26 protein-coding genes and 1 riboswitch are annotated in these 23,267 nt (G+C 67.1%); of the genes, 16 read left to right on the plus strand and 10 right to left on the minus strand.

Annotated elements, in window-relative coordinates; translation table 11 throughout:
- Window positions 1–2 precede the first annotated feature (2 nt).
- The 4 genes from AC6JAM_RS18180 to AC6JAM_RS18195 all read right to left on the minus strand — a co-directional run bounded on the left by AC6JAM_RS18180 (window position 3) and on the right by AC6JAM_RS18195 (window position 4,100).
- Complete coding sequence (locus tag AC6JAM_RS18180) at window positions 3–1,001, minus strand: polysaccharide deacetylase family protein (protein WP_497935436.1); 999 nt, start codon at window positions 999–1,001, stop codon at window positions 3–5.
- A 44-nt stretch (window positions 1,002–1,045) separates the two neighbouring features.
- Window positions 1,046–1,513 (minus strand): universal stress protein, encoded by a 468-nt coding sequence (locus AC6JAM_RS18185; RefSeq protein WP_056390546.1) that lies wholly within the window; start codon window positions 1,511–1,513, stop codon window positions 1,046–1,048.
- A gap of 74 nt (window positions 1,514–1,587) precedes the next feature.
- Window positions 1,588–3,168, minus strand: a complete 1,581-nt coding sequence (locus AC6JAM_RS18190; RefSeq protein ID WP_497935437.1) for a DUF4389 domain-containing protein — start codon at window positions 3,166–3,168, stop codon at window positions 1,588–1,590.
- A 65-nt stretch (window positions 3,169–3,233) separates the two neighbouring features.
- Window positions 3,234–4,100 carry a universal stress protein gene (locus AC6JAM_RS18195; protein WP_144599785.1) on the minus strand — a complete coding sequence of 289 codons (867 nt, stop codon included), beginning with the start codon at window positions 4,098–4,100 and terminating at the stop codon, window positions 3,234–3,236.
- 240 nt (window positions 4,101–4,340) lie between these two features.
- On the opposite strand from AC6JAM_RS18195, the gene AC6JAM_RS18200 reads away from it, so the two are divergent.
- Genes AC6JAM_RS18200 through AC6JAM_RS18215 form a run of 4 tightly spaced genes read left to right on the plus strand, consistent with a single transcriptional unit; the run spans window position 4,341 to window position 7,731 of the window.
- Window positions 4,341–4,772, plus strand: a complete 432-nt coding sequence (locus AC6JAM_RS18200) for a hypothetical protein (protein WP_018769375.1) — start codon at window positions 4,341–4,343, stop codon at window positions 4,770–4,772.
- A 50-nt stretch (window positions 4,773–4,822) separates the two neighbouring features.
- Window positions 4,823–5,344: a mycothiol transferase gene (locus AC6JAM_RS18205; protein ID WP_056390536.1), complete on the plus strand. Its 522-nt coding sequence runs from the start codon at window positions 4,823–4,825 to the stop codon at window positions 5,342–5,344.
- Window positions 5,337–6,284 (plus strand): ribonuclease Z, encoded by a 948-nt coding sequence (locus AC6JAM_RS18210; protein WP_497935445.1) that lies wholly within the window; start codon window positions 5,337–5,339, stop codon window positions 6,282–6,284. Before AC6JAM_RS18205 ends, AC6JAM_RS18210 begins: the two co-directional genes overlap by 8 nt.
- A complete protein-coding gene (locus tag AC6JAM_RS18215) occupies window positions 6,268–7,731 on the plus strand; it encodes a protein adenylyltransferase SelO (RefSeq protein WP_018769372.1) in 1,464 nt (487 codons plus the stop codon). Before AC6JAM_RS18210 ends, AC6JAM_RS18215 begins: the two co-directional genes overlap by 17 nt.
- Before the next feature lie 126 nt (window positions 7,732–7,857).
- On the opposite strand, the gene AC6JAM_RS18220 is transcribed toward AC6JAM_RS18215, so the two are convergent.
- Window positions 7,858–8,691, minus strand: a complete 834-nt coding sequence (locus tag AC6JAM_RS18220) for a C40 family peptidase (RefSeq protein ID WP_134164688.1) — start codon at window positions 8,689–8,691, stop codon at window positions 7,858–7,860.
- A 3-nt stretch (window positions 8,692–8,694) separates the two neighbouring features.
- Window positions 8,695–8,865: riboswitch (cyclic di-AMP (ydaO/yuaA leader) on the minus strand.
- A 260-nt stretch (window positions 8,866–9,125) separates the two neighbouring features.
- Here AC6JAM_RS18220 and AC6JAM_RS18225 point away from each other — a divergent pair.
- Genes AC6JAM_RS18225 through AC6JAM_RS18240 form a run of 4 tightly spaced genes read left to right on the plus strand, consistent with a single transcriptional unit; the run spans window position 9,126 to window position 11,873 of the window.
- Entirely contained in the window at window positions 9,126–10,493 is a 1,368-nt protein-coding gene (locus tag AC6JAM_RS18225; protein WP_497935448.1) for a coiled-coil domain-containing protein, read from the plus strand.
- 21 nt (window positions 10,494–10,514) lie between these two features.
- A complete protein-coding gene (locus AC6JAM_RS18230; RefSeq protein WP_497935450.1) occupies window positions 10,515–10,874 on the plus strand; it encodes a TraR/DksA family transcriptional regulator in 360 nt (119 codons plus the stop codon).
- The gene (locus AC6JAM_RS18235) at window positions 10,871–11,401 is read left to right on the plus strand and encodes a DNA alkylation repair protein (protein ID WP_497935451.1); all 531 of its coding nucleotides are present in this window, start codon (window positions 10,871–10,873) and stop codon (window positions 11,399–11,401) included. Before AC6JAM_RS18230 ends, AC6JAM_RS18235 begins: the two co-directional genes overlap by 4 nt.
- Before the next feature lie 25 nt (window positions 11,402–11,426).
- The gene (locus tag AC6JAM_RS18240) at window positions 11,427–11,873 is read left to right on the plus strand and encodes a DUF1810 domain-containing protein (protein ID WP_043424958.1); all 447 of its coding nucleotides are present in this window, start codon (window positions 11,427–11,429) and stop codon (window positions 11,871–11,873) included.
- A gap of 36 nt (window positions 11,874–11,909) precedes the next feature.
- Here the strand turns inward: AC6JAM_RS18240 and AC6JAM_RS18245 are convergent, their stop codons facing one another.
- Window positions 11,910–12,803 carry a glucose 1-dehydrogenase gene (locus AC6JAM_RS18245; RefSeq protein ID WP_497935456.1) on the minus strand — a complete coding sequence of 298 codons (894 nt, stop codon included), beginning with the start codon at window positions 12,801–12,803 and terminating at the stop codon, window positions 11,910–11,912.
- Window positions 12,804–12,959: 156 nt separating this feature from the next.
- Entirely contained in the window at window positions 12,960–13,466 is a 507-nt protein-coding gene (locus AC6JAM_RS18250) for a metallophosphoesterase family protein (RefSeq protein WP_497935459.1), read from the minus strand.
- 73 nt (window positions 13,467–13,539) lie between these two features.
- On the opposite strand from AC6JAM_RS18250, the gene AC6JAM_RS18255 reads away from it, so the two are divergent.
- From AC6JAM_RS18255 to AC6JAM_RS18265, 3 genes are all read left to right on the plus strand, one after another.
- A complete protein-coding gene (locus tag AC6JAM_RS18255) occupies window positions 13,540–13,731 on the plus strand; it encodes a DUF1918 domain-containing protein (RefSeq protein WP_026265782.1) in 192 nt (63 codons plus the stop codon).
- Window positions 13,732–13,826: 95 nt separating this feature from the next.
- Window positions 13,827–14,342, plus strand: coding sequence for an NUDIX domain-containing protein (locus AC6JAM_RS18260; protein WP_144599780.1), 516 nt, complete (start codon window positions 13,827–13,829; stop codon window positions 14,340–14,342).
- Window positions 14,343–14,791: 449 nt separating this feature from the next.
- A complete protein-coding gene (locus AC6JAM_RS18265) occupies window positions 14,792–16,681 on the plus strand; it encodes a glycosyltransferase (protein ID WP_497935462.1) in 1,890 nt (629 codons plus the stop codon).
- Window positions 16,682–16,685: 4 nt separating this feature from the next.
- On the opposite strand, the gene AC6JAM_RS18270 is transcribed toward AC6JAM_RS18265, so the two are convergent.
- Complete coding sequence (locus AC6JAM_RS18270) at window positions 16,686–17,363, minus strand: endonuclease/exonuclease/phosphatase family protein (RefSeq protein WP_018769361.1); 678 nt, start codon at window positions 17,361–17,363, stop codon at window positions 16,686–16,688.
- Between the two features lie 155 nt (window positions 17,364–17,518).
- Here AC6JAM_RS18270 and AC6JAM_RS18275 point away from each other — a divergent pair, with 155 nt between their 5' ends.
- From AC6JAM_RS18275 to AC6JAM_RS18290, 4 genes are all read left to right on the plus strand, one after another.
- Window positions 17,519–18,322, plus strand: coding sequence for a thioesterase family protein (locus AC6JAM_RS18275; protein WP_018769360.1), 804 nt, complete (start codon window positions 17,519–17,521; stop codon window positions 18,320–18,322).
- Between the two features lie 141 nt (window positions 18,323–18,463).
- Window positions 18,464–19,006, plus strand: coding sequence for a PadR family transcriptional regulator (locus tag AC6JAM_RS18280; RefSeq protein ID WP_018769359.1), 543 nt, complete (start codon window positions 18,464–18,466; stop codon window positions 19,004–19,006).
- A 4-nt stretch (window positions 19,007–19,010) separates the two neighbouring features.
- Window positions 19,011–20,723: an ABC1 kinase family protein gene (locus AC6JAM_RS18285; protein WP_497935466.1), complete on the plus strand. Its 1,713-nt coding sequence runs from the start codon at window positions 19,011–19,013 to the stop codon at window positions 20,721–20,723.
- A gap of 68 nt (window positions 20,724–20,791) precedes the next feature.
- Entirely contained in the window at window positions 20,792–21,541 is a 750-nt protein-coding gene (locus tag AC6JAM_RS18290; RefSeq protein WP_497935472.1) for a lipoate--protein ligase family protein, read from the plus strand.
- 39 nt (window positions 21,542–21,580) lie between these two features.
- On the opposite strand, the gene AC6JAM_RS18295 is transcribed toward AC6JAM_RS18290, so the two are convergent.
- Entirely contained in the window at window positions 21,581–21,838 is a 258-nt protein-coding gene (locus AC6JAM_RS18295) for a mycoredoxin (RefSeq protein ID WP_018769356.1), read from the minus strand.
- 132 nt (window positions 21,839–21,970) lie between these two features.
- Between AC6JAM_RS18295 and AC6JAM_RS18300 the strand changes: the two genes are divergently transcribed.
- Complete coding sequence (locus AC6JAM_RS18300) at window positions 21,971–22,732, plus strand: SOS response-associated peptidase (protein WP_081620193.1); 762 nt, start codon at window positions 21,971–21,973, stop codon at window positions 22,730–22,732.
- A gap of 95 nt (window positions 22,733–22,827) precedes the next feature.
- On the opposite strand, the gene AC6JAM_RS18305 is transcribed toward AC6JAM_RS18300, so the two are convergent.
- Window positions 22,828–23,250, minus strand: coding sequence for a VOC family protein (locus tag AC6JAM_RS18305; RefSeq protein ID WP_018769354.1), 423 nt, complete (start codon window positions 23,248–23,250; stop codon window positions 22,828–22,830).
- Window positions 23,251–23,267: the final 17 nt, after the last annotated feature.

The following is a 23,267-nucleotide window of genomic DNA, read 5'->3' on the forward strand; positions in this document are numbered from 1 at the left end:
CCTCACTGCCCCGGCAGGGCATCGAGCGTGGTGAAGCCGTATCCTGCGGCAGCGATGCGGTCAATGATCCGGGGGAGGGCGTCGGCGTCGAGGGTGGTGCCGTCGTCGGGATTGGACCCGATGTGCATGAGGACGATTTCACCGGGCTGCAGGCCGGCCTGGACGCGGTCGGCCACCGACTGCACGCTGGAACCTCCGCTGGCGCCTTTCCAGCCCAGGGTGTCCACGGTCCACCTGACGGCCACGTAGCCCAGGGAGTTGACTGCAGCGATGGTGCGTGCGTCCCGCTCGCCGTAGGGGAAGCGGAACAGCGGCCTTGGATCGGCGCCGGCTGCCAGGATGGCCTGCTCGGCACCACGCACCTGTTGGAAGATCTGGTCGTTGCCCAGCCCGGTGAAGCCCGGGTGGGTCATGGAGTGGTTGGCCACCCGGTGCCCGGCGGCCACGATCTGCGCTACGGCCTGCGGGTTGTTCGCCGCCCAGTTGCCGGTCAGGAAAAACGTCCCGGCGACCCCCTTGGCGGCGAGGGTGGGCAGGATTTTGGGCAGTCCTGCCGCGTTGGCTCCGGCATCGAAGGTGAGGGCAACCACCCGGCCTGCCCCCGGGATGACGGTCAGGTCCTGGCCGCGGAGGGATTCCGGCAACGGCGCCGGCTGCGGGGGAGTACCCGGCTCCCGGGGTGGCGTTGGGCCGGCCGGTGGCTCCGTGGGCTGCGGTTCGGGAACCGGCGGCACGACGACCGGGGGCTCGACGGGAGCCTGGCCCGCTTCGGGTGTCTCCGTCTCCTGCGGCCCCGGCGCGGGGGTGGAGACGGTTGGGCTGGCTGTGCCGGGCTGGCTGGAGCCGCTGGGCAGCGGGGAGGGAGCCGTCGGTGATGCCGACGGCGGACCGGCCGAGGGCGCCGGGAGCAACAGGGCCAGTGAAATGGCGAGGACCACCAGGGCGGCGGCGAGCGCTATGGCGGGTGTCCGCCGTCGTGCCTCACTGAGCGGCAATGCCATCACCCGTCCCGGAGGTCAGTACCTTTCCCGCCCGGACGTACCGTTCAGGACTCCTTGGAGCTGTGGGCTCCGCTCTCGGGCGTGTGGACCACCAGTACCGGGCAGTGGGCATGGGCCACGATGGCGGAGCTGACGGAGCCCAGGAGCAGGCCGCCGAACCCGCCGTGCCCGCGGCGCCCCACCACGATCATGTCGGCGTCCCGGCTGGCGTCGATCAGCGCCTCACGCGGATGGCCGCGGACAAGGGTCGAGGTGACGTTGGCCGGCATCTCGGCGCCGAAAGCCTGCACCATCGCGTCGTCCAGGACCTTCTTGGCGCCTTCCTCGAAGCCCTCAATGCCCATCATGACGTAGCCCGAGTACACCTGCGGGTACTCCCAGCAGGCGATCGCCTGGACCTTGGCGCCGAGGGGAGTGGCGAGCCGTTGGGCCTGGCGAAGTGCCTCCAGGGACGGTTCCGATCCGTCGACGCCCACCACGATCCTGGCAATTGGTGCCCCGGCTATGCTCATGTCTGCTCCCTCGTCGGACCCTCGCTGTCAGGCCCATCATGCCCGGATGCCTGCTGCGGGGCTAGGGCCGAAGGTCACGGCGCCGCGGGGGCTCCCGCCGGTGGTGCCCCGGCCGGCGGAATCACCGGTCCGGGCCATTCAGGTTCGGTGGCTCCCTGGTCCAGCCGGAATGGCGGATATTCGTCCCGCATCAGCGCTGTGTAGGCAAGGACCCGGTAGATCCAGCGGTCGATGCCGAGGATGAAGTCAAACAGCGGGCGCTGGTAGCGGCCGGTGAACAGCAGGATCACTGCCGCGACCAGAACCAGCAGTCCCAGCAGGGACGGTCCCGCACTTTGCTCATAGGTGGCGCCAACGAAGGTGTTGTCCGCCCGCCACCGCCACGTGGTATTGGTAAACGCGGCCACCAGGAGCAGGTGCGGGATCGAGAGGAGCCACCATTTCACCAGCACCAGCCCGCGGGACAGCCGTTCCGGGTAGTCAACGTCAAAGTCCGCAGGATAATTGGTGCGCTTGAGCGTAAACGGCGGGTAGAGGTCGGTGCCTACGGCGGCGTAGGCGTAGAAGGCCACCCGCCAGTTCCAGCGCATGACACCCACATTGAAGTCGAACAGTGCCCTGGGGTACCGGCCGGTGAACAGGATGGCGAAGCCCGCCACGATGGTGGTGATGACGAACGCAAACCAGAGGAAGAAGAGAAGGATGAAATGCGGTATGGCCAGGAACCACTTGACCAGCCACATCCATCGTGACAGTCCCGGATCGATGTCACCGAAAAGCCTTGCGGGGTAGGCGCGGCGGTCTTCGGCTGCCACGGTGAACGGCTGCGGCGGGGGTGCCACTCCGGGTGCGGCCGGCACTGCCTGCATCCCCGGTCCGGCCATCCCAGGCGCCTGCATCCCCGGTCCCGCCATCCCCGGTCCCGCCATCCCCGGGCCTGCCACCGCCGGGCCGCCCGGTGATGGTCCAACAGGTGGCGGCCCGGCATGCCGGCCCAGTCCCATGGCGCCGAAGACGATGAGGGGAATACCGATCACGAGGGCGATGAGGCCGCCCACCAGCAGGCCTGTGGCTGCCGGCCTGATGAGGTCTGAGCGGAAGCCGGCCTGTGCCTGGACATCAACACCGGAGGAGGCATCGGCATTCATCACCACCACTTCCCAGGTGCCCGGGGTGATGTTCCACGTCAGCTCCTGCTCGCCGGAGCCTGAAACGGACGCCGTCCAAAAGCGCTGGCCGGCCGGCGGCGATGCGGGGTTGCCGCCCGGAACGTCACGGTATTCGGCGCGGAAAGGCCGCTGCCGGATGTTCAGCAGCTCCGAGTGGTGCACACCTGACAGGTACTGTTCGACGTCGGCCTGCGGGCCGATGCCAATGAACACCGCTTTGTCGGGGGTCATTGATGCAATCCGCAGCCGCAGGGTACCGATGTCGAAAGGAAGCCTGCCCGGCACATCCTCGCCGATGGCCTCGGCCCGCGGAGAGGTGAGGGCAAAGGAACTGACGGAAAAACGGGATGTGCCGGAGGTCAGGTATCCGTCCCCCTGGATCGATCCCACCGCCGATGCCACGGCTCCTCCCGCCAGCGCGGCCAGTCCCGGAAGAGAGATCAGGATGCCGAGGACCAGCATGATGATGGCGGCGGGTTTTTTCATGGCGTGGAACCTTCCGCTGTAGGGGAGGATGTGGAGCGGGAAGAAGGACCAGCAGGCGCTGCGGCCTAAAGGGGGCTGTGAACGGTGTCAGTGCGGGTAATGATCGTGGGGCACGGGAGGTGCCTGAGCACGCCGTGTGCGGTCGAACCGAGCAAAAGGCGCTTGAAGGCGCCCCGGCCGCGGCTGCCCACCACAAGCAGCCGTGCCCCGGCGGCGGCCTCGACAAGGGCGTCCACCGCGTTTTTTTCCCTGTCGAGCCGCTGGTGCACGGTCAGGTCCGGGTAGTCTTCCTTGAGCCCGGCCACGGTTTCGGAGAGCACGACGCGTTCTTCGTCCACGATGAGGTCCGCGAGCGCCCCCGGCGTCAGGCCGGCGTCGATGATGGGGTCGGGCGCATTGACGGCATAAACGACGGTGAGTTCGTCTCCCTCGCGGTCGGCCTCGGCCGCGGCGAAGGCGACGGCCCGCGTTGCCTCGGCAGACCCGTCAACGCCGACCACCACACCGGACCTGCCTTCGAGGTCCTGGGTCCCGACGACGGCGACAGGGACTTTGGCGGCGGTCGCCACCTGGAGTGCGCGGTCGGCGAGGGCCCCGCCAAGGTGCCCGCTGCCGGAGCCGATGACCATCATCGAGGTCTTCTTCGAATACTTGGCCAGCTGGCCGCCCACGCTTCCGGTGAGCAGTTCCGTAGTCGGCGTGACCGTCACGGTTCCTTCGAGCCTGCCGGCGGCGGTCCTGAGCAGTTCCTCGCCGGCCTGCTGGAGGGTTCCAAACCAGGGGTAGGGTTCAGCTACCCACCGGTCGTCGACGACGTGGAGGATCACCAGAGGCAGGTGCGTCCGGTGGGCGCGGCGGGCCGCCCACAGGACCGCGGCCTGGCTTTGCGCTGAGTCGTTGGTGCCCACAGCGATGGGTTTCTGGGATGTCATGGCCGCACTTCCTGGTCGTCTTGAACTGGTCTTCCTGCCTTTCAAGACTGGCCCCGCCGCCACCGGCACTCTAGGGCCAAAAGTCACGGAAGCGCTGTTCAGGCCGCCCTGTGGCCTTGGCGCGCGGCCGGGAACCGCCGTTTGTCCGCTTGGGACAGAAATGCGGTGGCTGTTCACAGGCATACCGTTCCTCAGTATGCTTACTATTATCCGCCCGGAGCCCATGAGAAAGGCATCATCATGACTGAACAGAACGTCCCCGACGATGAGTTGGAAGTTGTGCAGGAAGACGACGTTCTTCTCGACGAGACTCCCGGCGCGGCATCGTCACTGGAGCTCGATCCCGTCAACGGGGAACCTGACAGCTACCCCGGGGCTGCAGAGAACAATCCGGACCGCTGGCAGGAGGACCCGCTGCTGCAGGACGAAGCAGTCTCGGGGGAGGAGCAGGACTTCCTGAGCGACCAGACGCTGCGGGACGAAAGCGCGGAGGCCCGGTACCGCTCCGGCGATGAGCAGGTGCCGCCGGACACACCCACGCTGGGTGAAGCAGCAGCCGACGTCGATTTCGGCGGGAATCCCACAGGCCTGGAAGCAGACGCAAGCGACGACGAGGAAAACTTTGGCGGCTCGCCCCTCAGTGAGTTTGAGCCGGACGACCTGGAACGCTAGCAATCCCGGGGCCGGCTGCGCCCGGGCCCGGTCCGCAGGGAAGGAGACCCATGCACTCCAAGGAGTTGTTGCTCGAGGCGTTTGACCGCCTCCCCGGCCTGGTGGGGCAGGTACTGGACGGGCTGGATGAGGAGCAGCTGCAGCTGCGTCCTGCAGGCCAAGGCAATTCCATCGCGTGGCTGGTCTGGCACATGGGACGGGTGGAAGATGCGCAGGTTGCGTCCGCCTCGGGATTGGAGCAGGTCTGGAAGGCCGAAGGATTCGTAACCCGCTTCGGGCTCCCGCTGGCGGACAGTGATACGGGCTACGGCCACTCAAGCCAGCAGGTGGACGCAGTCCGCGCGCCCCGGGAACTCCTGCGGGAGTATTACCAGGCCGTTCACCGGCAGACTGCCAGGGTCCTGGAAGGTATCGGGGATTCCGACCTGGACCGTGTGGTCGACAGGCGCTGGGATCCGCCCGTCACCCTGGGCGTGCGGCTGGTCAGCATCCTGGGGGACTGCCTTCAGCACGGCGGCCAGGCCGCCTACGCCAAAGGGTTGCTTGCAGCGTCAGATTCCAACGGTGCGTGAACTCGTAGTGCTGGGCACTGCGTCCCAGGTTCCCACCCGGACCCGCAACCACAACGGCTACTTCCTGCGCTGGGACGGCGAAGGGCTGCTTTTCGATCCCGGCGAGGGTACCCAGCGCCAGATGATCCATGCGGGAGTGGCGGCGGGCGCCATCACCAGGATCTGCCTTACGCACGTGCACGGGGACCATTGCTTCGGCCTTCCCGGGGTGCTCTCCCGGATGGTTTTGGACGGCGTGGCGCACCCGGTCCACCTGCATTATCCGGCGTCCGGTGACCAGGTGGTCAGGGCCCTGGTGGGTCTCAGCCCGCCCGGGCTTGACGTGAGGCTCCATCCACATGGCGGCGCCGGTGCCGTGGCGGACAGGCTTGAGGTCCGGCCCCTCAAGCACCGCATCGAGACATACGGCTACCTGCTCACCGAGCCAGATGGCCGCACGTTCCTACCGGAGAGGCTGCGGGCGGCGGGCATCGAAGGGCCCGACGTGGGCCTGCTGCAGCGCGATGGGGTCCTCGGAGCGGCCAGGCTGGAAGAGGTCAGTATTCCCAGGCCGGGCCAGCGCTTCGCTTTCATCATGGATACCGCACCGTGCCACGGTGCCGAAGAACTGGCAGCAGGCACGGACCTGCTGGTGGCCGAGTCCACGTTCAGTGACGACGACGTCGGCCTGGCCCGGCAATACCTGCACCTGACCGCCGGGCAGGCAGGGGAACTTGCGGCGTCCGGGAAGTCCCGGATGCTGGTGCTCACCCACTTCTCCGCACGCTATGGCGACGGCGTCCCGCACCTCGCGGAGCAGGCACGGGCGCAGGCTCCCGGAACCACGGTCATTGCCGCTGAGGACCTGCAGCACATTGCCGTTCCCCGCCGCCGGCAACCAGCACGGGAAGCAGCGGGCGGAACTACGGCGATAGGGTTAAGCCATGACGGCAGCAGCTGAATCCACGGTCACTTTTGACGGCCGTTTCGCCCGGGAACTGTCGGAACTCGCCGTTCCCTGGCAGGCCGAGGAAGCCCCCAGCCCCGAGCTCCTGGTCCTGAACGACAGGCTCGCACGCGACCTGGGCCTGGACCCAGGGTACCTTCGCAGTCCCGAAGGGGTGCGGCTCCTGGTGGGCAACCACGTTCCGGCGGGCGCCACCCCGGTGGCGCAGGCCTACGCGGGCCACCAGTTCGGCGGCTACTCTCCGCTGCTTGGCGACGGACGCGCCCTGCTGCTTGGTGAGGTCACGGACAAAGGCGGCCGCCTCCTGGACCTCCATCTCAAAGGCTCGGGGCGCACGCCGTTTGCCCGCGCCGGGGACGGACGTGCCGTCGTCGGGCCCATGCTCCGTGAGTACGTGGTAAGTGAAGCCATGCATGCCCTGCACATTCCCACCACCCGCTCGCTCGCCGTCGTGGCAACTGGCCGGCAGGTCAGGCGTGACGGCATGCTGCCCGGTGCGGTCCTGGCGCGGGTTGCCGGCAGCCACCTGCGCGTCGGCAGCTTCCAGTACGCGCGGGCCACGGAAAACTTCGAGCTGCTGAAGCGGCTGGCGGATTTCGCCATCGGCAGGCACTACCCGCACGCTGCCGGCGCCCCAAACCCCTACCTGGAGTTGTTCGCCTCGGTGGTCTCCGCCCAGGCGGACCTGGTGGCCCGGTGGATGCTGGTGGGGTTCGTGCACGGGGTCATGAATACGGACAATATGACCATCTCAGGGGAAACCATCGACTACGGCCCGTGCGCGTTCATGGATGTGTTCAATCCCGCCGCTGTCTACAGTTCCATCGACGTCAGCGGACGCTACGCCTACGCCAACCAGCCGGTGCTGGCCGAATGGAACCTTGCACGGCTGGCGGAGGCAATGCTGCCGCTGATCGACGGGGACCAGGAAAAGGCGGTTGCCCCCGCGGTGGAGGTACTTGGCGGATTCCGCGGACAGTACAGCCAGGCGTGGTCCGGCGGCATGAAGGCCAAGCTGGGCCTGTCGGGGGATGCGGACAGCGACGCCGCCTCCGCCCTGGTGGACGGTGCCATTGCCATCCTGAAGGACGGGCCGGTGGACTACACCTTGTTCTTCCGGAACCTGGGCAAGGCCGCGCGGGGGGACCTCCGTCCCGTGCGCGGCATGGTCCTGGACCTTGAAGCGTTCGACGCCTGGGCGGAGCGGTGGCAGGCCCTGGGGCCCGACGCGGAACTGATGGACAGCGTGAACCCTGCCTATATTCCGCGGAACCACCTCGTGGAAGAGGCGCTGTCCGCCGCCACTGACGGAAACCTGGCTCCCCTGCAGCAGTTGCTCGAGGCCGTCGGCAGCCCCTTCGCCGAGCGGCCGGGCCTGGAACGCTACGCCGAAGGTGCCCCTGAGGATTTCGGCACCTACATGACCTTCTGCGGGACGTGACTGTTCAGCGGTACGGTGCGGAAATGACAGGAGGGCGGCAGCCGGGAATACCCGGCTGCCGCCCTCCTGTCTAAGAACAGCTTTGCTGTTTAGTACCAGCCTGCTGCTGCCAAAGCGTTGCGAAGGCTAGGCTACGCGGACTGCGGAGTAGCCGCCGAGCCAGCTGATGGAGTGGACCTCGGTGCTGTAGCCGTTGACGCCGCCGCTCACAACCTGGCCGTTGCCGGCGTACACGCCCACGTGGCCGGAGGTGATGATCAGGTCGCCGGGGGCGGGAGCGCCGACAACGGTTCCGTACTGGAAGAACTGCGTGGGGGCCAGGTCGCCGACGGACTTGCCGACGGAGCGCAGGGCCTTCTCAACCATTGCGGTGCAGTCCTGGTTCACGCCGACCTGGCTGTAAGCGGATGCCAGGATGGCAGCGCCGGTCCCGGTGCCGGTGGACGCCGCCGGGGCGGCTGAGGCGTAGGACATGTTCATGCCGGTGTTTGCCGGTGCGGTTGCGGCTGCCGTCTGGACGGGAGCTGCTGCCGGCGCCGGGGCTGCGGTGTGGCCAGCGCCGGGGATCTGGATCTGGTCACCGGGGTAGATGATGGAGGACAGTCCCAGTCCGTTGGCGGCAAGGACGTCGTTGAGGCTGACGCCATGGGCGGCCGCGATGGCCCCGATGGTGTCGCCGGACACCACCGTGTGGACGGTTCCTGCTGCTGCGGCGGGTGCTGCTGCCGGGGCAGGTGCGGAGTATGCCTGGACGCTGGTGTTCTCAGTGGTGTCCGGGCCGGTGACACCTGCATGGGCCGGGGCTCCGACGCCAAAGGCAATACCGGACGCTGCAGCAACGGCAAGCGCCGGACGGCCCAGCGAACGGGCCTGGGACTTGGCGGTTACGGCGAGGCCCTCGAGCACAATGGAGCGGGCCGGAGTCGCGCGGTGACGGGCAGTGGTGGAAATTTTTGACACAGTTGATCGCCTCTCCCATGCCTGCGGGGTGAGCTGTCGGGTTCGGGCTGGAGATACCCGGCCGGTAGCTGGCTCCGCGGGCGGAGGCGCTAACGACTTAACCCCAAGGCCACATGTGGCCGTAGAAACTTGGTTCCCCCGTCCCTGCCAAACGGAAAGCGGTTGAATCCCATGATCAGCGGCAGGGCTCGGCATGCTGACGGGAATGTCCCGTCTGAGAGGGACACCAAACGACCATAACCCGCGCTGCCCCCGATTGTCACATTTGGATAACATACGAGGCTCCCCTCTCAATTGCGCAAACGTCTTGATGTACTTCGCATTTCGGGCGGTGACCTCGACCGATGCAGGCAGGGTCTTTATCGCTGCAAACGGTAACAATGTGGCCACGGACGCGCCCTCGGGGGCCGCGCCGGACGGTAAGCTTCGGGACTATGCCCCTGTTCGTGACCAGCCGAGGGATCCCGCTCCTCGGTGGCGTGCTGGCCATCGCCCTGGCCGCCGCCACCGTGCTGCCGGCCGCAGCGGAGGAGCCGCCGCCCGGCGGATATCCCTCCTGGTCGGATGTGCAGCAGGCGCAGTCGTCCGAAGCGGCAAAAGCTGCAGAAATTGCCACCATCGACGGGCTCTTGACCGGCCTGCAGGCGCAGTCGGAGGCAGCCGGGGACGCAGCCGTACGGTCGGCCGCCGAATACGCTGCCGCGGATGCAGAGCTCCAGTCCGCCACATCACGCCTGGAAACCCTGTCCGCACGGGCCGCCCGCGCAAACGACGAAGTGGCCCGGTACCGGAAGGACCTCGGCGCCCTGGCCGTGCAGTCGTACAAGACAGGCGGGACCAACGCCGGGTTCTTCGTGGCGCTGGACGCCCTGGGGACCAACAGCGTCCAGGGCCTCAACCTCGTCAAGCTCGTGGGGGACAAGACGGCCGCGTTGGTGGTCAAGGCGGCGGCGGCCGGAAAGGTATCCGCTGCCCTGGTGGAACAGGAAAAGGTTGCCAGGAGCGAACGGGAGCGCCTGTCCGGGGAGGCAAAGGCAAAAGCCGGGGCAGCCAGTTCCGCCAGGGACGCACTGGCACGGCAGGTGGCCGAGGAGCAGCGGCACGGCGGCGAGCTAACGGCCCAGCTTGCCGCCCTGAAAGGGACGACGGCGGCGCTTGAGGGGGAGTACCGCCAAGGCCAGGCTGCGCTGGCTGCCTACGAGGCGGCCCAGGCGGCCAAGCGCGCCGCAGCGGAGGAGCAGGCCCGCCGCCAGGCCGAAGCGGCCGCCAGGGCCGCCGCGGCGGCCGCCCAGCAGCCCAGGCCGCCCGCACCAGCCGCCCCAGCCGCCGTGGGCGGCAATCCTGTCCCGGTGAATCCAGCCCCTGCCAATCCTGTCCCGGCCAACCCTCCGCCGGCCAACCCTGTCCCTTCCGTTCCGGAGGCGCCGCCAGCCGAGCCGGCCCTGCCCAGCCCGCCCGCCGTCGTCGTGCCTTCCATTCCCGGTGGAGCGGTCAACGATCCGGCAGGGGCGAAAAGCTACGCGTCCGGACGCCTTGCCGCTTTCGGCTGGGGCCAGGACCAGTTCCTGTGCCTGGCCCAGTTGTGGACCAAGGAATCCAACTGGCTGACCACCGCCACCAACGCGTGGTCCGGGGCCTACGGAATTGCCCAGGCACTGCCGCCCGGCAAGTATGCCAGCGCCGGGAGCGACTGGCTGACCAGCTACCGGACGCAGATCGAATGGGGCCTGGGCTACATCCGTGACCGCTACGGGTCGCCCTGCGGGGCATGGAACCATTCCGTATCCCTGAACTGGTACTGACTGACGCGCTAGGCTTTCCCCATGCCAGATTTCGAACGGTTCCGTGCACTGCTCGAAGAGGAGCGGACGCGGCGGATGGCCTTGCTGCCGGCGCTGCGGGCGGACATCGACGCTGCGAATTCGGCCCGTCAGGACTCCAACGTCGACGACGAACACGATCCGGAGGGGGCCACGATCGCCTTCGAGCTGTCACAGGCATCGGCGCTGCTGAAACAAAGCTCGACGGGGCTGGACCAGATTGAAGCTGCCCTGGCCCGGCTGGCCGCGGGGACCTATGGCATCTGTGCGGTGTGCGGGGAACCCATCGCCGAGGGCAGGCTGGAAGCCCGGCCCTGGACCCCGTTCTGCATCCACCACGCCTCCGCGGGGCGCGCGCGGTGACCGGCACAGCGGACGTGGTGTCCGCTGCGGCGGAATTTGTTGACCGTACCCTCCAGAATGAGGGCGCCTGGTACCGCGCGGACGACGTCGCACACCGCCTGGGCGGTGTGCTGGCCTCGTATGGTTCCTCCGTGGGCGCCGTCCGTGGAACCGTGCGCGACGCCCTGCGCAAATTCAAGGACCTGGACCACGACGCAACCGTGATGCTGGCCTCTGCCCTCTGGGGACAGCCGGGGCCCGGCTCCCGCCCGGTTTTCGAGCGCCGCCTTGCCGCCGTGGTGCTGCTGCAGTCACGGGTGCGGCTCCTGCAGCATTCGGACCTGACCCGGCTGGAAGGCTTCCTCCGCTCCGCCCAGGCAGCGGATCTGACCGCGCCCCTGCTCTCCGATGTCCTGATGCCGCTGCTGGCAGGGCTGGGGGAGCGTGAACGGCAGCGGGCCCGCGGTGTGGTGGAACGGTGGCGCGGGGACCCGGACGCCCATCTTCAGGCGGCGGCCCCTGCCCTCATGAAGGAACTGACTTTCTAAAAGCGGACGAATGAAGGAGATCCACATGAATGAGCCGTTTGATCTTGGGCGATTTGTTGCCGCCCAAAACACCGGCGGAACCTATGACCAGGCGTTGGGGGAGCTGCAGGTCGGCCGGAAGTCCGGGCACTGGATGTGGTTCATCTTCCCGCAGATTGCCGGGCTGGGGCAGAGCGCCATGTCACGTAAATACGCCATCTCTTCACTGGCTGAAGCCCGGGCCTACCTGGACCACGAAGTCCTGGGCCCGCGGCTTCTCGAGTGTGCCACGGTCCTGGCCAACCATGCCGACCAGCCGGCCGAGGACATCTTCGGTGGCATCGACGCCAGGAAACTCCGCTCCTCCATGACACTGTTCCTCCGGGCAGCACCCGGAGAAACAGTGTTCAAGACTGTCCTGGCCCAGTTCTTCAACGGCGAGCCGGACCCTGCCACCGACGAGCTCCTGGCGGCGCAGGACGCAGCCGGCTGACCACACGGACCGGGGCAGCCGGAGCGCGGCTGGCTGCTAGGGCGTGGGGCTGCCGCCGTTGACGTTCAGCGTTTCGCCCACGACGTAGCTGGACTCCGGCGACGCCAGGAAGACGTAGGCGGGGGCCAGTTCGGCGGGCTGGCCGGCACGGCCCAGGGGCGTGGACTGGCCGAACTCCGGCAGCTGCTCCTTGGGCTGGCCGCTGCTGACCTGCAGGGGCGTCCAGATGGGGCCGGGGGCCACAGCGTTCACCCGGATGCCCTTGGGCGCAAGCTGCTGGGCCAGGCCCTTGGTGAAGTTGTTGATGCTTGCCTTGGTGGTGGCATAGTCCACCAGGGTGGGGGACGGGTTGTAGGCCTGGATGGACGTGGTGTTGATGATGGTCGAACCCGCAGGCATATGCGGCACGGCGGCCTTGGTCACCCAGAACATCGCATAGACATTGGTCTTCAGGGTGTGGTCGAACTGCTCGTCGGAAATGTCCTGCAGGTCCTCTTGGGCCACCTGTTTCCCGGCATTGTTGACCAGGATATCCACCCCGCCCAGGACCGCCACCGCCGTTTCCACCAGGTCGCGGCATGCCGCCGAATCCTTGAGGTCAGCGGGCACCTTGACGGCCTTGCGGCCGGCCGCTTCAATGATCCCGGCGATGCGCGAGGCGTCCGCTTCTTCCTGCGGCAGGTAGGACAGCACGACGTCGGCGCCTTCCCTTGCAAAGGCGATCGCCGTCGCGGCCCCGATGCCGGAGTCCGCGCCGGTGACGATGGCCCGGCGGCCTTCCAGCCGGCCGGTGCCGCGGTAGGTCTCCTCGCCCAGGTCGGCCTTGGGTTCGAGTTCTGCATCCAGCCCCGGCTCGGGCTGGTGCTGCCTGGGCGGGGAGATTTTTTCGTAGGCCGTCACGGGATTGCGGAAGGTGTACTGGTCAGTCATGGTGGTCCTCCTGGTCGTGCGGACACGGGCTGGTTCGTCGCCCCGGGTACTGAAGCAGCCCGCGATTTGCGCCGTTACAGGAAAGCAAAAAGCTAAGCATGCTTACGGTTCCTAGCCTAGGCAGAGAGGCGGCCTCATGCCAAGCGGCATGGCGGGTCAGTCACGCTGGACCGTGACCAGCCGGACCTCGGCCAACTGACCGCCGTCGACCGTGGCCTCCATGAACGTGCACGCCGGCTGGCGGCGGCGGTCCGTGGGCGACCCGGGGTTCAGCAGCCGCAGGCCGTTCGGCGACACCGTGTCCCACGGGATGTGGCTGTGGCCGAACACCAGGACATCGGCGTCGGGAAAGAGCGCATCGCACCGCACTTCGCGGCCCTTGGCCGGCCCCGTCTCATGGACCACCGCAAAGCGGACTCCGTCCAGGTTGGCAGTTGCCGTTTCGGGCAGGCGCCGGCGCAATTGGGGCCCATCGTTATTGCCAAAAACACCCAGCAGCCGGTTGCTCCGGCGTTCGAATTCGTCCAGCAGGGCTGCCTCCACCCAGTCGCCCGCGTGGAATACGGCATCGGCATTTTCGACGGCGGACCACACCTGTTCCGGCAGGTCCCTGGCGCGTTTGGGTATGTGGGTATCGGCGAGCAGGATGAGGTTCAACGGCATACCGGAATCCTGCCATGGTGCCCTGTTCCCACGCGGCCACGAGTCGTAATCTGGGGGCTGGGAGGTGATTGCCATGGAGGCAGCCCAAGGCGACCGTATCGTCGTGCACGGCAGGACCGTGGGGTCCTCGGACCGGCATGGGGTGATTCTTGAAGTCCGTGGCGAGGGCGGCAGCCCACCATATGTGGTCCGCTTTGACGACGGGCATGAAACCGTCATGTATCCCGGCGGTGATTTCGCCGTCGACCACGGAAACAAGACCTGACGGGGCCGGCGGGATTCCGCCCGCCCCCTGACCCGCCCCACCGCCTGACCCGCCGGTGCTTCACCTGCGGGTGCTTCACCTGTCAGACTGGAGCGATGGATCTCTTTCCGTCCGCCAGCACGTCCTCCACTCCGCCGCCGCGCACCGGCCCGCGCGACCCGGGCGACGCATGGGTGGAGGGGGAACGCGGCCGGTACTGGGGCAGGTTCGGCGCGGCCGGCGTCCTGGCCTACGACCCCGGCAAAGGTGTGCTGCTGCAGCACCGCGCCGTCTGGAGCCACAACGGTGGAACTTGGGGCCTGCCCGGCGGGGCACTGCACCAGGGCGAGGAACCGGTCGACGGTGCCCTCCGCGAAGCCTACGAGGAAGCTGCCGTCCCGCCGGAGAGCGTGGAAGTGCTGTTCACCTCCGTGCTGGACCACGGCTACTGGTCCTACACCACCGTGGTGGTGCTGGTGCGGGAATCCTTCGAGCCCGTCATCAGCGATCCCGAAAGCATCGCACTGCTCTGGATTCCCACAGCCGAGGTGGACGCACTGGAGCTGCACCCCGGATTCGCGGCGTCGTGGCCGGACCTGCTGGCGCGGCTGGACACCCAGGATCCCTGCTAAGCCTTTCCTGGACTGCCCACCCTGGAAGTTGGACTGACGGACCGGGCTGCCCTGCGGGCGGGTGTAGGTATCCCTGGCGCGAAATTAGGTACCCGTTACTGGTGCTGCCCGCATGTGCAGGCCGTTATGCTCCAAGCTACGGCGAAGTCGGGGCTGCTTGATCTCTGGGCAGGTAAACCGGACAACCACCGTATTAGCCCTGACGTGTCCCATTTTTGGGGCCATCTCCGGTTGGCTGAATCTACATCCCAGCCACGAAGCAAGGTTGGTGAGCCAGTTGTCCATTCCTCTCCTGTCACCGGGTGCCACGTCACAGCCAGGCTTACTGCCGGGCCGGACTCCTGCGGGGGTCCAGATCCCTGCCACTACACAGCGACATCAATATCCTGCATTCTTCGGCATGGTGGCGCATGCGGCGCGGGAGCGCGTCCTCCCGGTACCCGGGCAGCGTGAGGACCAAGATGCCGCGCTCCGCCGCCGGTAGTGCCTTCGCCCGGCTTCGGGGCAGCCGGCCCCAGGATCCCCGCCATGCCCTGGCGCCCCAGGCAGGAGACACCATGACCGCCGTGCTCGATGCCCCCGGACGCAACGGTGGGCGCCTGCGGCCCCGCGATGTGGTCTTCGCACTGGCAGGTGTCGTATCGCTGGTGCTCGCCGCAGGGGCGGCCTCCACCGTGGACCTGCCCGTCAACAGCGACCTCGGGCTCGTTGCCGTCCTGCCCTATCCGTACTGGATAGGGCTCGTGCTGATCAATCTCACCTTCATCGCGGCGCTGCGGGGAGACGCCCGGGGCCCGGCGGGCCGCGCAGTGATGGTGTGGCTCCTCGCAGTGCTGGTTGTGGAGCTGTTTGGGACCGCAGCGTTTGTGACCGACATACCGCGGGGCGAAGTAGCGTTCAGGCATTTGGGCATTGCCGACGCACTATCAAGCACGCAGGTCATAGATCCTGACATTGACGCGTACTTCAACTGGCCGGGTTTCTTTGCCCTCCTGGCCACGGTCATCAAGGCATCCGGCCTCCAACCGGTGAGCATAGCCCTGTGGGCTCCTGTGTTCGACGTTGGGCTGTGGCTCATGGCCCTGGCAGTGCTTGCCCGGACCTTGACCGCTGATCCGCGACGGCGTTGGCTGGTGCTCTGGCTTTTTTGCCTGGGAAACTGGCAGGACCAGGACTATCTGTCCCCGCAGGCCTTCGCTTTCTTCCTGTACCTCATCCTGATCGCCCTGCTCGTCGGACCATTGGCCGCGAACCCCGGCACTTTCCGTGGCTTTCGGCCCGCCGACCTGGCGGTTTGGTGGCGGGGCCGGTCCCCCTGGGAGCAAAGGCCGCAGCACCGGGTGAGCGCTTTCGTGGTGGCCCTCCTGCTTGTCGCTGTGATCTGTGCAAGCCATCAGCTGACGCCCTTCATGATGCTCATTGCCATGACCGCCCTCAGCCTCAGTGGGCGTCTCTGGTCCAGCCGGCTGCCGCTGATCACTGCTGTGGTGCTTGTACTCTGGCTGGTTTACCCGGCAAGTGCCTATCTCATTGGACACCCGCCCCTTGAGGACGCAGGATTCCAGGGTGCGGTTGCGGCTAATGTCGTTGACCGTGTCACCGGGACCCCGGGCCATTCCCTCGTAGTGAAAGTCCGAATGGTCCTGACCCTCGTGCTGTGGGTCCTCGCGGCGGCAGGGGCGGTACGGGACTGGCGTAGGAAGCGGCTTGACATCCGGGTGGTCCTGCTTGCAGTCACCCCGCTCCTGCTGTTCCCGATGCAGTCATACGGCGGGGAAATGCTCATCCGCGTCTCCCTGTTCGCGCTGCCCTTCGTCGCCCTGCAGGCGTCCTCGGCCCTGCTGCCAAGGGAGGGCGGCACGCGCCTTCCTTTCCTGGCCGTGTTGGCCCTCGTGCCCACCTTCCTGCTGCTGACCTTGTTGATCGAGACCAGCAGGTTCGGGAATACGAAGTTCGACATCTTCACCGACAGTGAGATGGCCGCCGTGGCCGAAGTGGAGCGGATCGCGCCTCACGGCGCGGCCATTATTTCCGCTGCCCACCCCACACCGTGGCGCAGCGATGCCTACCTGGAACACCGGTACCGGACCATGGACGAGTTGTGCCGGCGGGACTTGTCAGCAGCGAGCTGCGGCCCAATCTTCTATAACTACGGCCGGCACAACCCTGCCGGCGCCTTCGTGCTGCTCATGCGGTCAACAGAGGCAAGCCTCGAGCTCCAGGGCCAGAGCACCGAACGCAACTCCAAGGAATTGGAAGACTGGCTAAAGGCCCAAGGAGGCGTGGAGCTCATATTCAGTAACGCCGACGCCCGAATCTACCGGTTGCCGTCGCCCTGATCCTTTAGTAGCCCTCGCCGTACTCGGCGGTCACCAGGATGGGCAGGTGATCGGAGTTTCCGCGCGGCAGGGTTTCCACGCTGGTGATGTCCAGGCCCAGGGACGTGGCAAAGTCGAAATGACCCTTGAACACCTTGTACCTGGTGTAGGTCCGCCTGTTGCTCAGCGAGAGGGCGTACCCCGAGTTCTTCATATGCATGTCCAGGTTCTTGGTGAAGAACGGATAGTTGAAGTCGCCCACCATCAGGGTCATCAACCCCTTGCCCATGCTCAGCAGTTCGGCGTGGGCTGCGTGGATCTGCTTCCTGCGCAGCGAGTTCGATGCGGTCAACGGGGCTGCGTGGAACGAGCCGATCACCAGTTCATGCTGGGTTTCGTTGTCCATCACCCGTGTTCCGATGAGCCGCTCATGGGCCGGGGCCAGCACCCGGTCATGCATGGATTTCTTTAAGGCGAAGGATTGCGTGTCCAATGCCGTGAACCGGGTGGTGCGGTAATAGATGGCCAGCCCCAGCCGGTTGCCCTTGGTGACGTCGGCCAGGTGCAGGGGACCAAGGGTCTCCGGCAGATCGCTGGAATCCACTTCCTGCAGGCACAGCGCATCGATGTCATGGTTCCGTGCCAGGGCAAGAAGCTCGCCGCTGGCCTTGTGCTTGCGGAGGTTATAGCTGATGACGCGCATGGAACCTCTTTTGGGTTGCTGACAGGACCAGTTCCTGAGTCTAGTCCGATTGGCACCCGCACCCTCCAACATTTCGTGGCCTTGCCGCAGCGTGCCTTCCACGGCCGGAGGATAGAGTTAGTGCCAATTCACTGAAATTCCGTAAGGGGCCAGCCTTGACTGCAGACCTGTCCGAACTCGCCGGGGGCAACTTCTATTACCAGGACCTTGGCGGCGGCCTGTTCCGGTCCACCATCCACGCCCAGGGCGCCTGGAACGCCCACGAACAGCACATGGCTCCCGCTTCCGGGTTGATGGCAGATGTCCTGGAACGGCACCAGCCGCGCGGGGACATGCGGATGGCCCGGATCAGCTACGAAATCCTTGGGCTGATTCCCGGCGGCGAGTTCCGCATTGACACCACCACCCTGCGGCCCGGCAGGACCATCGAACTGGTCCAGGCCGAGCTGGTGGCCGGGGGCCGGACCGCGATCCGTGCCACCGGCTGGCGCCTGCAGACCAGTGACACCGCAGGGGTGGCCGCCGTCGAGGACGCGGCGATACCGGGGCCCGATGAATGCAAACCCTATGACGGCTCCGCCGTGTGGCCCGGAGGCTACATCCGGTCCCTCGAAATGCGGGTGGCCGAAGGGCACCGGCCGGGCGCCGGGAAAGTATGGCTCCGCACCGACCATCCGCTGACCGACCGGGCGGACAGCGGTGACTTCCCGCGGCTCATGGGTCTGGTGGATACCGCCAACGGCATTGCCGCCCGGGTACCTCCGGGCAAGGACAGCTATGCGTTCCCCAACCTGGACCTGCAGATCCACATGTACCGCAGGCCCGAGGGGGAGTGGCTGGGGCTGGACAACGCGGTGTCGTTCGGCCGCGACGGGATCGGGCTGACCTCCACCGTGCTGCACGACCGGCAGGGCCCGTTCGGCCGCGCTGAACAAATCCTGACCCTGCGCAAATCCTGACCCGGCGCACGTCCTGACAAGTACGCGGGCGGTGGCCGGCTGCTGGTTGTCCGCGGGCAGCATCCTTGCTCCTGGTATGGTGCGCGGCGTATATCGCTGAGTATCGTTGTATATCGTTCGCGATCGGCAAAGGAGTCCATCATGCGTGCTTCACACCCCACAGGGGGATTCGGCGGAAACAATCTGGACGGCATGTGGCAGGCCGTGGAGGAATTGCGCGCCCGTTTCGACAAACGGGTGGGAACCCGCGCCGGGAAGGGAGAGGTGCGGGCAGCGGTGCTGGCACTGCTCGCGGAACGGCCCATGCATGGGTACCAGATCATCCGGGAGATCGAGGAGCGCAGCGGCGGCAGCTGGAAACCGAGCGCGGGTTCTGTCTACCCCACGCTGCAGCTGCTGGCCGATGAAGGGTCCATCAGCGCCGAGGAATCCAACGGGCGGAAGATCTACTCGCTGACCGAAGCCGGCCGTGAGGAGGTGGCGGCCCAGCGGGGATCTGCGCCATGGGATCCGGCGGCCTCCATGGGCGGAGGCGGCATCGCTTCCCTTCCCAAGGCCGGGATTGAACTGGCCCAGGCTGCGGCGCAGGTAGGCCGAACCGGTTCAGCGGAACAGGTGCAGCAGGCAGTGGCAGTGCTGGACGAGGCCCGCCGCCGGCTCTACGCCATCCTCGCCCGGGACTGATCGGGTGTCGTCGATCCTCCAAGCCAGGGACGACCCGCAGCGCCCGTTGAGGCAGCACCGCGGGCGCTACCGGCGGATCCTGCGCTTCGCCGCCTGGAACCTTGCAACCACGTGGTGGTTTGAGCTGTTCCTGCCGCGGATAGGGCTTGGTGGCGTCGCCGCCCGGACGCGCTCCCGGAGGATGCGGCAGTTTGCCCGGCGGTTCCATGACCTGGCCGTGGAACTCGGGGGCCTGATGATCAAGGTGGGCCAGTTCCTGTCCTCCCGGCTCGACGTCCTGCCTCCGGAGATCACCAAAGAGCTCGAAGGGCTGCAGGACGAGGTGCCGCCGGTGGCCTTCCCGGGAATCGCCGCCCTGGCGGGACAGGAACTGGGTGCACCGCCGGACCAGGTTTTCGCCTCCGTGGACGAGTCTCCGATTGCAGCCGCCTCGCTGGGACAGGCCCACCGGGCCCGCCTGGACCCCCTGGATGCCGGGGACACTGGACTGGATGCCGTGGTCCTGAAAGTTCAGCGTCCGGGCATCGGCGCCATCGTCGACGTCGACCTTGCCGCGCTGCGGAAAGTAGCCGGCTGGCTCAGCCACGTCCGGCTCGTCTCCCGCCGCGCCGACATGCGTGCCCTGGTAGAGGAATTCGCCATGATCAGCCTGCAGGAGATTGATTACCTGCACGAGGCAGTCAACGCCGAGCGCTTTGCGGCTGACTTTGCCGGTGATGACCGGGTGGCGGTACCGGAAGTTGTCTGGGAACGGACAACCCGCCGTGTACTCACCCTTGAGGATGTCACGGCCATCAAGATCACCGATGCCCGTGCGCTCCGTGCCGCGGGCATCGATCCCGCCACGGTGGCCCCGGTTTTTGCCGCCATCATGTTCGACCAGCTGTTCACCAACGGCTTCTTCCATGCGGACCCGCACCCTGGGAACATTTTCGTCACTCCAGTCCGTGCAGGCGCAGGCGAACGCCCCTGGAAACTGACGTTCATTGACTTCGGCATGATGGGCGAGGTTACCCCATCCACGCGCAGCGGCCTGCGGAAGCTCCTGATCGCAGCAGCCGCACGCGACGGCAAGGGACTCGTGGCGGCGATCAACGACGTCGGCGTCCTGATGCCGTCGGCGGACAGCGTGGGCCTGGAACGCGCCATGACCCAGCTCTTTGCCCGCTTCGGCGGCATGGGCTTTGCCGAGCTCCGCGAAGTCGACCCCCGGGAGTTCCGGGATTTCGCGGTGGAGTTCGGCGACGTGGTCCGCTCGCTGCCGTTCCAGCTGCCGGAGAATTTCCTGCTGATCATTCGAGCCATGTCCCTGACCTCCGGTGTGTGCAGCGCGCTGGATGAACGTTTCAACCTCTGGGACTCGGTGGAACCCTACGCGGCGCAGCTGCTGCGCGACGAGCGCGGCAACGTGGTGCAGGACGTGGCCCGGCAGGCGCTCGATGCCGCCGGTATTGCCTTGCGCCTGCCCGGCAGGCTGGACGCGCTGGCCGGCCGGCTTGAGGAGGGGTCGCTGGAGGTGGCTGTTCCGCGGCTGGAGCGGCAGGCGGCGCGGCTGGAACGGGCGGGACGGCGCGCGGCCTCCGCCGTGGTTTTCGGTGCCCTGCTGGTGGCCGGCGCCATCGTCCGCGCCGACGACCTGGCGGCCGGGAACGCGCTGATGGCTGCGTCGTCCCTTCCGCTGCTGCACGCACTGTGGGCCGGGCGCCGGGTTCGTTAAGGCGGTTGCCGCCGTCGGGCGTAACCTAGGGATGGCCTGCCCGCACCCGACCCAGGAGTTTCGCAACAATGCACCACACCGGTACTGGACTCCGCACGCTTACCGTGGTGCGGCAGGACGTGTCCCTCGGCGCGGGCCGTGACCTTGAATTCGGCCTGGAGCTGCTGGCCAGGGCAAGGAGCGGCGGCATCGGCCCCACCCTGCGGCTGTACCGGCCGGCTCCCACTGTGGCGTTCGGGCAGCGGGACACCCGCCTGCCCGGCTTTGACGCCGCCGCCCGTGCCTGCCGGGACAACGGCTTCGAACCCCTGGTCCGGCGGGCGGGGGGACGCGCGGCCGCCTACCACCGTGGCACCCTTGTGGTGGACCATATCGAACCGGACGCGGACGCCGTCGCCGGTTCCAAAACCAGGTTCGGTTACTTCGGTGAGCTCTTTGCGCAGGCGCTGCGGGGCGTTGGGGTGCAGGCGGCGGTGGGGGAAATCCCAGGCGAGTACTGTCCCGGTGAATTCAGCGTGCATGGAACGGATCCAGCGGACAACTCCCGGCGGGTGAAACTGGTGGGTACCGCGCAGCGTGTGGTCTCGGGTGGCTGGCTCTTCAGCTCCGTCATCGTGGTGGAGGATTCCGCCCCGATCCGCAAGGTCCTCACCGACAGCTATGCCGCGCTCGGCCTGAACTGGGACCCGGCAACCGCCGGTGCCGCCAACGACCTGGTGCCCGGCCTTAACGTGGCAGCCGTTGAGCGGTCCCTGCTGGAAACATATGCGGGCCATGCCACCCTGGAAACTGCTTCCTTCAGCAGCCTGGGGGCATGACCCGCACTAAAGTTGCGGCGATGCCGCGTCTTGGGCCGGTCAGGCAGCCAGCCGGCTCTTGACCTCGGCAGCAGACGGGTTGGTGGCTGCGGAGCCGTCCGGGAAAAGCACTGTGGGAACCGTACGGTTGCCCCCGTTCAGCTGCTCCACGAGTTCGGCAGTGCCGTCCACCTCTTCGATGTTGACTTCCGTGTAGCCGATGCCCTGCGCGTCCAGCTGCTTCTTGAGCCGGTTGCAGTAGCCGCACCAGGTGGTGGAGAACATGGTGATGGTGCCGGATTCGGGAGTGAAGTCCACAGGGATCTCCTATACGTCGCTTGAAAGGTTTCCTTACCGTCAACCGTAGCGTGGCTGCCGGTATTCCCCGGTGCCTGACGCCTGGAACGGCGCCGGATGACAGTTTGTGGCGGCCGGTGGCAAGCTGGTGCCATGTGTGGACGCTACGTAATGGCACGCGCCGTGGGGGACCTGCTGGCTGAGTTCGATGCCGAGCTGGAGAGCGAGGTGAGCATCCCGCCGTCGTGGAACGTGGCACCCACCGATGCCGTCCCCATCGTGCTGGAGCGCCTGGTGGATGACAGTGCCGCGCCCCGGCAGGTGCGCCAGCTGCACGTGGCACGCTGGGGCCTGGTCCCGTCCTGGGCCAAGGACCCCGGAATCGGTTCCCGCATGATCAACGCCCGGAGCGAATCGGTGCTGGAGAAGCCGGCGTTCCGGAAGGCAGTCCAGTCCCGCCGCTGCGCGGTCCCGGCCGATGGCTACTACGAATGGAAGCAGGGACCTGGGAAGTCGAAGCAGCCCTACTACGTGCACCCGGGCACGGACCACGGGCTGGTCTTCGCCGGCCTCTACGAGTGGTGGAAGGACCCCTCCGTTCCCGAAGGGGATCCGGGCCGCTGGCTGCTCTCAACGTCCATCCTCACGGCAGACACGCCTCCGCCGGGGTCTGAATCCACCATCTTCGGGAAGCTGACGGAGCTGCACGACCGCGTCCCCCTGCCCATGGACAGGGACACCATGGAGGCATGGCTGGATCCGCAGGCGGATGACGCCGCCGGACTCGTGGACCTGGTGCGGTCCGGCGTCAAGAATGCCGCGGCCGACTGGCGGGTGGAGTCGGTGGGCAAGGAAGTGGGCAATGTCCGCAACAACGGCCCCGAACTGATCCGCCCGGTCGAAGCCCTGTTCTAGCTGCCCTGTTCCAGCGCCCTGTTCTAGCGGCCTGTTTTCCCAGCCCTGTTTTTCAGCCCAGCTCCAGCAGCCGCACCCCATGGTGAGGCCGGGGATCAGACGGTGACCCTGCCGGCGTCGTCCACTGCCCAGGTGGGGTTGTACGCCACTTCCCAGCGGAACCCGTCGGGGTCGGCAAAATAGCCCGTGTAGCCGCCCCACGGCTGGGTGACCGGCTCGGCAATGATGTCAGCGCCGGCCTCCGCGGCCTCTTCCATGACCCTGTCCACGTCCCCGGGACCGGCGACGTTGTGGCTGAGGGTGATGCAGGGGATGCCGGCGGGAGGGCTGGTGCCCGCTTCGGCCTGCATTTGGCGGACGTCCCACAGGGACAGCACCAGGCCGTGGTTCACCTGGATGAACAGCACTTCCCCGGCAACCTCACGGTGGACCGGCCAGCCAAGGCCATCAACGTAGAAGTCGCGGGATGCCTGAACATTGCGGACTCCGAGGGAGATAAAGTCGACTCTTGGCTCCATGCTTCGATACTGTCAGA

The sequence above is a fragment of the Arthrobacter sp. GmRoot5-12 genome, assembly GCF_059739365.1.

What these genes read in the sequence shown, in the direction of transcription:
- AC6JAM_RS18180 (WP_497935436.1), bottom strand. Translation starts at nt 1,001, where the DNA reads ATGGCATTGCCGCTCAGTGAGGCACGACGGCGGACACCCGCCATAGCG.
- AC6JAM_RS18185 (WP_056390546.1), bottom strand. Translation starts at nt 1,513, where the DNA reads ATGAGCATAGCCGGGGCACCAATTGCCAGGATCGTGGTGGGCGTCGAC.
- AC6JAM_RS18190 (WP_497935437.1), bottom strand. Translation starts at nt 3,168, where the DNA reads ATGAAAAAACCCGCCGCCATCATCATGCTGGTCCTCGGCATCCTGATC.
- AC6JAM_RS18195 (WP_144599785.1), bottom strand. Translation starts at nt 4,100, where the DNA reads ATGACATCCCAGAAACCCATCGCTGTGGGCACCAACGACTCAGCGCAA.
- AC6JAM_RS18200 (WP_018769375.1), top strand. Translation starts at nt 4,341, where the DNA reads ATGACTGAACAGAACGTCCCCGACGATGAGTTGGAAGTTGTGCAGGAA.
- AC6JAM_RS18205 (WP_056390536.1), top strand. Translation starts at nt 4,823, where the DNA reads ATGCACTCCAAGGAGTTGTTGCTCGAGGCGTTTGACCGCCTCCCCGGC.
- AC6JAM_RS18215 (WP_018769372.1), top strand. Translation starts at nt 6,268, where the DNA reads ATGACGGCAGCAGCTGAATCCACGGTCACTTTTGACGGCCGTTTCGCC.
- AC6JAM_RS18225 (WP_497935448.1), top strand. Translation starts at nt 9,126, where the DNA reads ATGCCCCTGTTCGTGACCAGCCGAGGGATCCCGCTCCTCGGTGGCGTG.
- AC6JAM_RS18230 (WP_497935450.1), top strand. Translation starts at nt 10,515, where the DNA reads ATGCCAGATTTCGAACGGTTCCGTGCACTGCTCGAAGAGGAGCGGACG.
- AC6JAM_RS18240 (WP_043424958.1), top strand. Translation starts at nt 11,427, where the DNA reads ATGAATGAGCCGTTTGATCTTGGGCGATTTGTTGCCGCCCAAAACACC.
- AC6JAM_RS18245 (WP_497935456.1), bottom strand. Translation starts at nt 12,803, where the DNA reads ATGACTGACCAGTACACCTTCCGCAATCCCGTGACGGCCTACGAAAAA.
- AC6JAM_RS18250 (WP_497935459.1), bottom strand. Translation starts at nt 13,466, where the DNA reads ATGCCGTTGAACCTCATCCTGCTCGCCGATACCCACATACCCAAACGC.
- AC6JAM_RS18255 (WP_026265782.1), top strand. Translation starts at nt 13,540, where the DNA reads ATGGAGGCAGCCCAAGGCGACCGTATCGTCGTGCACGGCAGGACCGTG.
- AC6JAM_RS18260 (WP_144599780.1), top strand. Translation starts at nt 13,827, where the DNA reads ATGGATCTCTTTCCGTCCGCCAGCACGTCCTCCACTCCGCCGCCGCGC.
- AC6JAM_RS18270 (WP_018769361.1), bottom strand. Translation starts at nt 17,363, where the DNA reads ATGCGCGTCATCAGCTATAACCTCCGCAAGCACAAGGCCAGCGGCGAG.
- AC6JAM_RS18280 (WP_018769359.1), top strand. Translation starts at nt 18,464, where the DNA reads ATGCGTGCTTCACACCCCACAGGGGGATTCGGCGGAAACAATCTGGAC.
- AC6JAM_RS18290 (WP_497935472.1), top strand. Translation starts at nt 20,792, where the DNA reads ATGCACCACACCGGTACTGGACTCCGCACGCTTACCGTGGTGCGGCAG.
- AC6JAM_RS18300 (WP_081620193.1), top strand. Translation starts at nt 21,971, where the DNA reads ATGTGTGGACGCTACGTAATGGCACGCGCCGTGGGGGACCTGCTGGCT.
- AC6JAM_RS18305 (WP_018769354.1), bottom strand. Translation starts at nt 23,250, where the DNA reads ATGGAGCCAAGAGTCGACTTTATCTCCCTCGGAGTCCGCAATGTTCAG.